At 36.2% G+C, this 6,452-nt stretch carries 8 protein-coding genes; 7 read left to right on the top strand and 1 reads right to left on the bottom strand.

All coding sequences use genetic code 11. The features are described from left to right. Positions 1–668: 668 nt before the first annotated feature. The 5 genes from NTU89_03255 (at position 669) to NTU89_03235 (ending at position 3,543) form a co-directional block, all read left to right on the top strand. Positions 669–1,211, top strand: a complete 543-nt coding sequence (locus NTU89_03255; GenBank protein MCX5923563.1) for a hypothetical protein — start codon at positions 669–671, stop codon at positions 1,209–1,211. 103 nt (positions 1,212–1,314) lie between these two features. Then, positions 1,315–1,863 (top strand): CDP-alcohol phosphatidyltransferase family protein, encoded by a 549-nt coding sequence (locus NTU89_03250; protein MCX5923562.1) that lies wholly within the window; start codon positions 1,315–1,317, stop codon positions 1,861–1,863. Between the two features lie 14 nt (positions 1,864–1,877). Then, positions 1,878–2,210 (top strand): hypothetical protein, encoded by a 333-nt coding sequence (locus NTU89_03245; protein MCX5923561.1) that lies wholly within the window; start codon positions 1,878–1,880, stop codon positions 2,208–2,210. Between the two features lie 101 nt (positions 2,211–2,311). Then, positions 2,312–2,878: a single-stranded DNA-binding protein gene (gene ssb, locus NTU89_03240; protein ID MCX5923560.1), complete on the top strand. Its 567-nt coding sequence runs from the start codon at positions 2,312–2,314 to the stop codon at positions 2,876–2,878. 218 nt (positions 2,879–3,096) lie between these two features. Then, entirely contained in the window at positions 3,097–3,543 is a 447-nt protein-coding gene (locus NTU89_03235; protein ID MCX5923559.1) for a hypothetical protein, read from the top strand. 26 nt (positions 3,544–3,569) lie between these two features. On the opposite strand, the gene NTU89_03230 is transcribed toward NTU89_03235, so the two are convergent. Beyond that, a complete protein-coding gene (locus NTU89_03230) occupies positions 3,570–4,814 on the bottom strand; it encodes a hypothetical protein (GenBank protein ID MCX5923558.1) in 1,245 nt (414 codons plus the stop codon). A 144-nt stretch (positions 4,815–4,958) separates the two neighbouring features. Between NTU89_03230 and NTU89_03225 the strand changes: the two genes are divergently transcribed. Then, positions 4,959–5,504, top strand: a complete 546-nt coding sequence (locus NTU89_03225) for a nucleotide exchange factor GrpE (GenBank protein ID MCX5923557.1) — start codon at positions 4,959–4,961, stop codon at positions 5,502–5,504. 34 nt (positions 5,505–5,538) lie between these two features. Beyond that, a complete protein-coding gene (locus NTU89_03220) occupies positions 5,539–6,375 on the top strand; it encodes a hypothetical protein (protein MCX5923556.1) in 837 nt (278 codons plus the stop codon). Positions 6,376–6,452 lie beyond the last annotated feature (77 nt).

Raw genomic sequence — 6,452 nt, 5'->3', positions numbered from 1 at the left:
TGTTCCTCTGGCCGGAACAGGGCCCTTAAGTATTGTGGAATACTTAAGAATCGCCATTTAAGGGAGACCCTTAAAAAGCCCCTGACGCAAAATTCGAGTCTTCGCCTGGCGGCTCATTGCCTCTCAGCTTTGCTAACAATGTTTTGAAAACATATTTCATAAAAGTCCCGCTCATGGTGAGTGTTTTTGCAACGCAAAATCTATCGAACCATGAAAACAGATTAAATTTTGTCGAATGCTTAGCTATGCAGGCGAAGATTACCATCTTCGCACAAGTCACCGCAACGTAGAAAACAGTTATGAAAAAAAGAGTTTTTATCCAAACAAGCCCTTCGGTCGTTTTTGTTTCTAGCCGTGTGAAGCCCTGCGTAACAAGTAAGGCGAAACAAAACCTTATGGGCGTCGGGTGATATATAAGTGGGTGTCCCACTTATATGGCGGATTCCAAAGCGTCGCCAGGAACGCTTTGGGGCCTGAGCGGCCAGAGCTCAACACATAAGTAATAAAATAAATAATCAACTTAGTGGCAGGAGGCTTAATAAAAAATATGATTTATAAATAAACTTTAATCAATCAAAAATGAATAGAAAAAAGAGTCCCTTTGTGTTAGTGTGTCACTCAAGAAAATAGCATGATGTGTGCTATTGTACATTTAAGGAGTATTAACCATGGTACATGTTCAAAAAAACAAACTTTTCTTAGCAAGCATCTGTGCAGTAAGCTTTTTTGGTAAATCAGCACAAGCTTCTAACTTTTGCAACCAAGTAAAATCATCTACCGTTGCGGTAGCTTCTAGCATTAATCAAAAATCATCTTCGGCTTGTCACTCAGTTGCATCACACATTCCTGGATTAGTTTTAACATCAGTTCTTTTAGATTCAGCGAATCTCGTAGCTAAATCAGTAGCTCAGCGTTCAGTGCAACGTGGTCAAGGTTGCCCAGTTGGTGGTTTGGTTAATGAAAAAGTAGTCGTTAGCTCAGACTCAAAAGTTGACGCTGAAGGGAAAGCGGTAGTTAATGAAGTTGCTGCTCATGTAGTTGGTGTTCGCGCTGGACGAGTTGAAGTAGTTGCACAATTACCTGTTGATGCAAAAAATAAAATTGATGCTTTAGTGAAAGCAGATTATTCAATTAATCTTCCTTCTTTCAAGCACATGGCTGCAACATTGTTAACGTATGTTGCGTTTCAAAAATTTGTTGCTAAAAAATAAATTATTACAATTTTGTCATTTTCATGAAATGATAAAGTAAGATTATAAAAAAGGTTGCTCGTTGTTGAGCGACCTTTTTTTTGTAACAGAAAGGATATTTTTAGTGAGACTGATTACCCCAGCTTCTTGGATTACTTTGAGTCGAATTGCGCTTACTCCATTGGTTGTTTATTTTTTTATACAAAATTTATGGGGCTTAGGATTTATATTTTTTACGGCGGCAATGCTTACCGATTTGCTTGATGGGTTTGTAGCTAGAAAATTTGGGCAGGAATCACCGCTTGGACAAATACTTGATCCAATCGCAGACAAAATTCTTTTAAGTAGCAGCATGTACACGTTGCTTTCAATTCTGGATGTGTCATGGCAAGCAAAAGCATGCATTTGGTTTTTGATAACGAAAGAATTTATACTACTTTTTGGTGGTGCAATTCTTTGGTTTACGTCCCATTTTTTTATTCCTCCCACTATTCTTTCTCGGTTTGTTAGTGTTTGTGAAGTTGCCTTGGTTTCAATGCTTCTTTGTAGTAAAGTTTGTACATATAATTTACCTGATTTCATACTGCATGCAGTTTTAATTATTAATGTTTTTATCTCGAGCATGCTGCTTTTGCGATATCTCATTTTTTTAATAAAAAAACATTCAAAATAAAAATATAGGAACAGATGAAAAGATTTTTTATGTGCTGTTTTTTGACGATTTCTACCATTCATTTATCTGTGCAATCGTCTGTTTTTAAAACAAAAAAAATAAAAGAGCCAAGTGTGCAAGATATTAAAATTCAGCTTGCGCAAAATTTGCAAGATTTACTTTTGCAAACCACATCAAGCATTCGCAGTTTGACTCACGTGGCAGATGATGTCGCAAAAGGTATTAAAGAGCTTGCAGGGCAATGTGATGGTCTTTTGTCTGGCAATGATAAAGAAGCGATAAAAGAATATCAAAAGAGAGTTTTTTTATTGCAAAAAAGTTTAATGGAAATCGATATTAAAATTTAAATTATATTATTTTTTTATTTTTTAATTGTGCTCAAAGATTAAACAAAGTATCTTATTTAAATAGAGTTTTTACATAGTCTGAAAAATCAAGGAATGCTTTCATGGCGGGATATAATCGAATTATTTTAGTAGGAAATTTAACAAGAGATCCGGAATTGAAGCAAATTTCATCTGGGATGTCAGTATGTCGTTTAGGCTTGGCAACAAACCGTCCATTCAAAAATAAACAGACCGGCGCAACGATGCAAGAAGTTTGTTATGTTGATATCGACGTTTGGGGAGCTCAAGCTGAAAGCTGTCGTCAGTACCTTGCAAAAGGTCGTCCAGTTTTGATTGAAGGACGTTTAAAGTTTGACACATGGCAAGACGCGCAGGGTGCAACTCGAAGCAAACATTCTATCTCTGCTGATCGCGTTGTGTTTTTATCTAGCAATGCTGGCGGTGACTCTTATGACGGGGCAAGTGAGCAGTCTGATCAGTTTGGTGCAAGCTCAAATGCTGGACCTGTAACTTTTTCAACACAGCACACTGAAGAATTTGCAAAAATAGAACAAGCAGTCGCTAAAAAACAAGCAGCAAAAAAAGCAGCAACTGAATCACACAAAGCTGTTGGTGGCGTTGCAGAATTTAAAGATGAAGCTCCTTTTGATGACGAACTTCCATTTTAATTGACACTTTCATAAGTACATAAAAAGAAACGCAGCATTATTTTTTAATGCTGCGTTTCTTTTTATTGCTCAAATTGTATTGGTTTTTTATAAGTTTTTCCATAGAAAGCTTTAATCAAAAGGGTTTTTTGTCCAAACTGTTGACTTTGCTTACTTCAAAAGATTATCCTAAAAATGACCTTAAAATGGAAGTTTACAAAATAAAAATGGAGGTTTTTATGAAAAGCAAACAGGTATTTTACTTGAGGATGTTTTTGATTAATGTATCGATTGGTTTGACGTTTTTTAGCGTTAATGCAATTCAAGCTCATACTTTTGATCCAATGATTGATTTTAGGGCACCATATTCACTTACTGAGCTGATGCACGAAGGGCTTATCTCGATTGAAAGCATTTTACATGATTGTAGCGGTGACGATATGGCACCAAGTTTATCTCGTTGCTCATCTGAGCTTGCAAGGCTTAACAGTTCTTATGATGAAATGATTAATCGATCAAAGATTGATACGGTTTATCGCGATGATCGTGAATTCTTGCAAAGATTAATTGATAGAATTGATAGTATGATTCACAATCTTGAAGGGTCACCAGACTTGTCGCAAGAAGATCAAGCTCTTTTAAGTGAGAATAGTGAGCAGATAAGGTCACTTAAAGAAAGAGTTTAATTACCTTGGGATCATAAAAAGTACCATTAAAAGTCCCATAAAACTTCAATAGACATTTGAGCGCTGGCCGCCGATGTCTTAAACACAGACCTACCAAAAACAGGAGCAACATAAACAATTTGAAAGTGTGGTAGGTTTTTGTGTGACTCTGTAGCAAAATCAAGTTCTGCTGTCAGCGTGATGTATGCAGCTTGCCAAGGTCGATGGGCTGGAAAAGCGTTGATTACATCATTTGGGAATTGGACCTTGTCTAAAGAATCATAAATCGTTTTAAATTGTTGTGCATATGAAAATGCAGCCATCAAAGATAGACAGGGAATAAATTGCTCTGCTTGAATGTATCCATCAAAGTATATAAAAGGTCTGTGATGAATTGAAGCGTACCCATAATCGGGTAAAAAATTTATATTGTTTGTCTTTGTTGTGTTTAGAGCAACTCTATTTGCAGAATTTATAAATGGCATGACTAAGGCATTGGTTCCAATGTTTAGCCAATCGTAGAGTGCAACCATAACGCTTGCCTCCATTGGTACTCCTAGGCAAGTGTAATTATAAATTGGCACAGAAAATATAGAAATACTTGCAGGTGAATCATTGATTGGAGAAACATTAATAATTGGAACTGCAATTCCGGTAAAAAATGTAAAATCAATAAAATCAATATAATTAAAATCTTGAAAATGTTTTGTGTATCCTGCTGTCAAAAAAGATGGTCCGATAACGCTATAAAAAAATGAATTTTTTCCATTAGAATAAATAAGATTGTCGAGCTTTTTAAGGTAACTTTGAAGGGTTGGATTTGCTTTAATTTCTGATTGGCTTAAGCATTGGCATTTAGAATTTATAGGTTGAATTTTTAAGTGTCTTACATCCACGTTGCTCAGCGAACTTTCAAGAGCAAAATAAAAATTTTCACCAATGTTTTGAGTGTATGTTAATGAACAATTTTCAAAGCTAAAAGTTGCATCAACGAGTGCTTTTCCCACAGAGCTTGTATCTGTTGGTGAAAGCTTTGGATCTACTAATCTTTTTAGCAAATCTTCTGGTCCATTGTATGAAAGCAAGGCTGTTTTTTGTCCCTTGCTGTTGTATGAACTGTCGGCTCTATAATAAGAAAAAGAGCTGTCGAAGCTTGTAAGGTTTTTTGTAGCAAATCGTGGGGTAGTTGTCGTTGTCGTTGGGCTACCAAATGTTGTATCCATTGAGTGCATGAAGGATGATTTAAAACATGCTAGCAAGGCAACTATTTTAAAAAATAATTTTAAATTCATAATTTTATTTGTGATCAGTAATTTACTGGTTGGTTTATGTATTTTTATTAATATTTTTGTTACATTATCTGTGTGCTATATGATTATTAATCAACGCACAATGTCTAGTCTTACATAATCACAGTATCAAGAAAAGGTCTTTTTATGGAAACCGAAAAAAACAACAAAGATATATTCGATCAAAATGATGAAATCTTGCTAGATCAAGATGCTGAGCTGCATGATCAAGCAGAGCAAGAAGTCAATCCTGATGATAAAAAAAGCGCTGAGCAAATGTGCTATGCAGAGCTTTCAATCTGGAAAGATCAGTGCAAAAGAATTTCTGCAGAGTTTGAAAATTTTAAACGACGCACCGAGCGAGATCAGCTTCGTTGGGCTGAAATGGCTAAAGAATCATTGCTTCAAGAATTATTGTCATTTATTGACACTTTTGACATGGCGTTAAAAGAAAAAAACGGTACAGACTGTGCCGGCATCGAAATGGCTTATCAATCGTTAATTAAATTGCTTTCAAAGCATGATGTTTCGGTGATGAAACATGTAGCTGATTTTGATCCTGAGTTTCATGAAGCGGTGATGCAAGTAGCATCTGACTCGCATGATTCTGGTCAGGTAGTAGAAATTTTAGCAAAGGGATTTATGCTTAAAGATCGAGTGCTTCGTCCAGCAAAAGTTTCTGTGGCAATCTAGGGTTATAATTTTTTAGGGTTTTAGGTGGTATTTTATGAAAAAGATATGTGTCTTTTCGTTTCTTTTGGTATCAAGTTTTTTAAATAGTTGCTGCGATGGTTCAACGGTAGCACATGTTCCTGTGGCTACATGTTTTGATCAGGAAGATGTATTGAAAGCTGCATTGAAAGGATTTAATCTTGGCAAAGCAGAAGGTTTTGAAAATGGAATGAGTGCTGGTGCTGAGCGTGGCGTCATTGCAGGCTTTGAGTACGGTCGCAAGCAAGGAGTTGTTGATGGCTTTTCACTGAGTGCAACCATGGCATCAAACTCATTAACCTTTACAGACATGGTCGGCGAGCTTAAGCGTGGCAAATCTTGGAAAGATTCTTTGAAGGGCGCTGCGCGAACGTGTATTTTTGGTGCTGCGCCTTGCGTAATTTCTCATGTTTTAACAAAGCCTGATGCGACCAATGAACAAAAACAATCTGTTGCTGCAATCTGTGGATGGTTGTCTTTGGCCAATGTTTTAAGAATTGGGTATAAAAATTGTAAATTAGTTCAAAAGACTGCAAAGAAAGATTCGGTTGTGCAAACAGATACTTGTGTTGATTTAATCACCGAAGAAAGCTGTTTTTATGATGAGCCCTATCAAAAACTAGTTCAAAGCGAATATGACATTCGTCAAAAATATAATGCGCTCAAAGATGATGTAATAACATATGGCAACAATCTTGAAATCTCTGCCGCCGATAAGATTATTTTACGTGAACTGTTTCGTAGTTTACGTGAATTTTTCAAACCAGTCTTAGAAGAAGAGCAAGGGCTTGAGCCTGAATCAGCAGAAGCTGAGTGGGCACCGTTTGGGCAAAAAGATGATTATACAAAATAGAAAAAACGGGCTGGTTGGTAAAAAAATAAAAGAGCAGGTTTTTATAACCTGCTCTTTTTTAATAATTGAATTTAACG

Source organism: Candidatus Dependentiae bacterium, from assembly GCA_026389065.1.
GTDB lineage: Bacteria > Babelota > Babeliae > Babelales > Chromulinivoraceae > JACPFN01.
The sequence above is the reverse complement of the archived record's forward strand: the minus strand, read 5'-3'. Positions and strand labels throughout refer to the sequence as shown.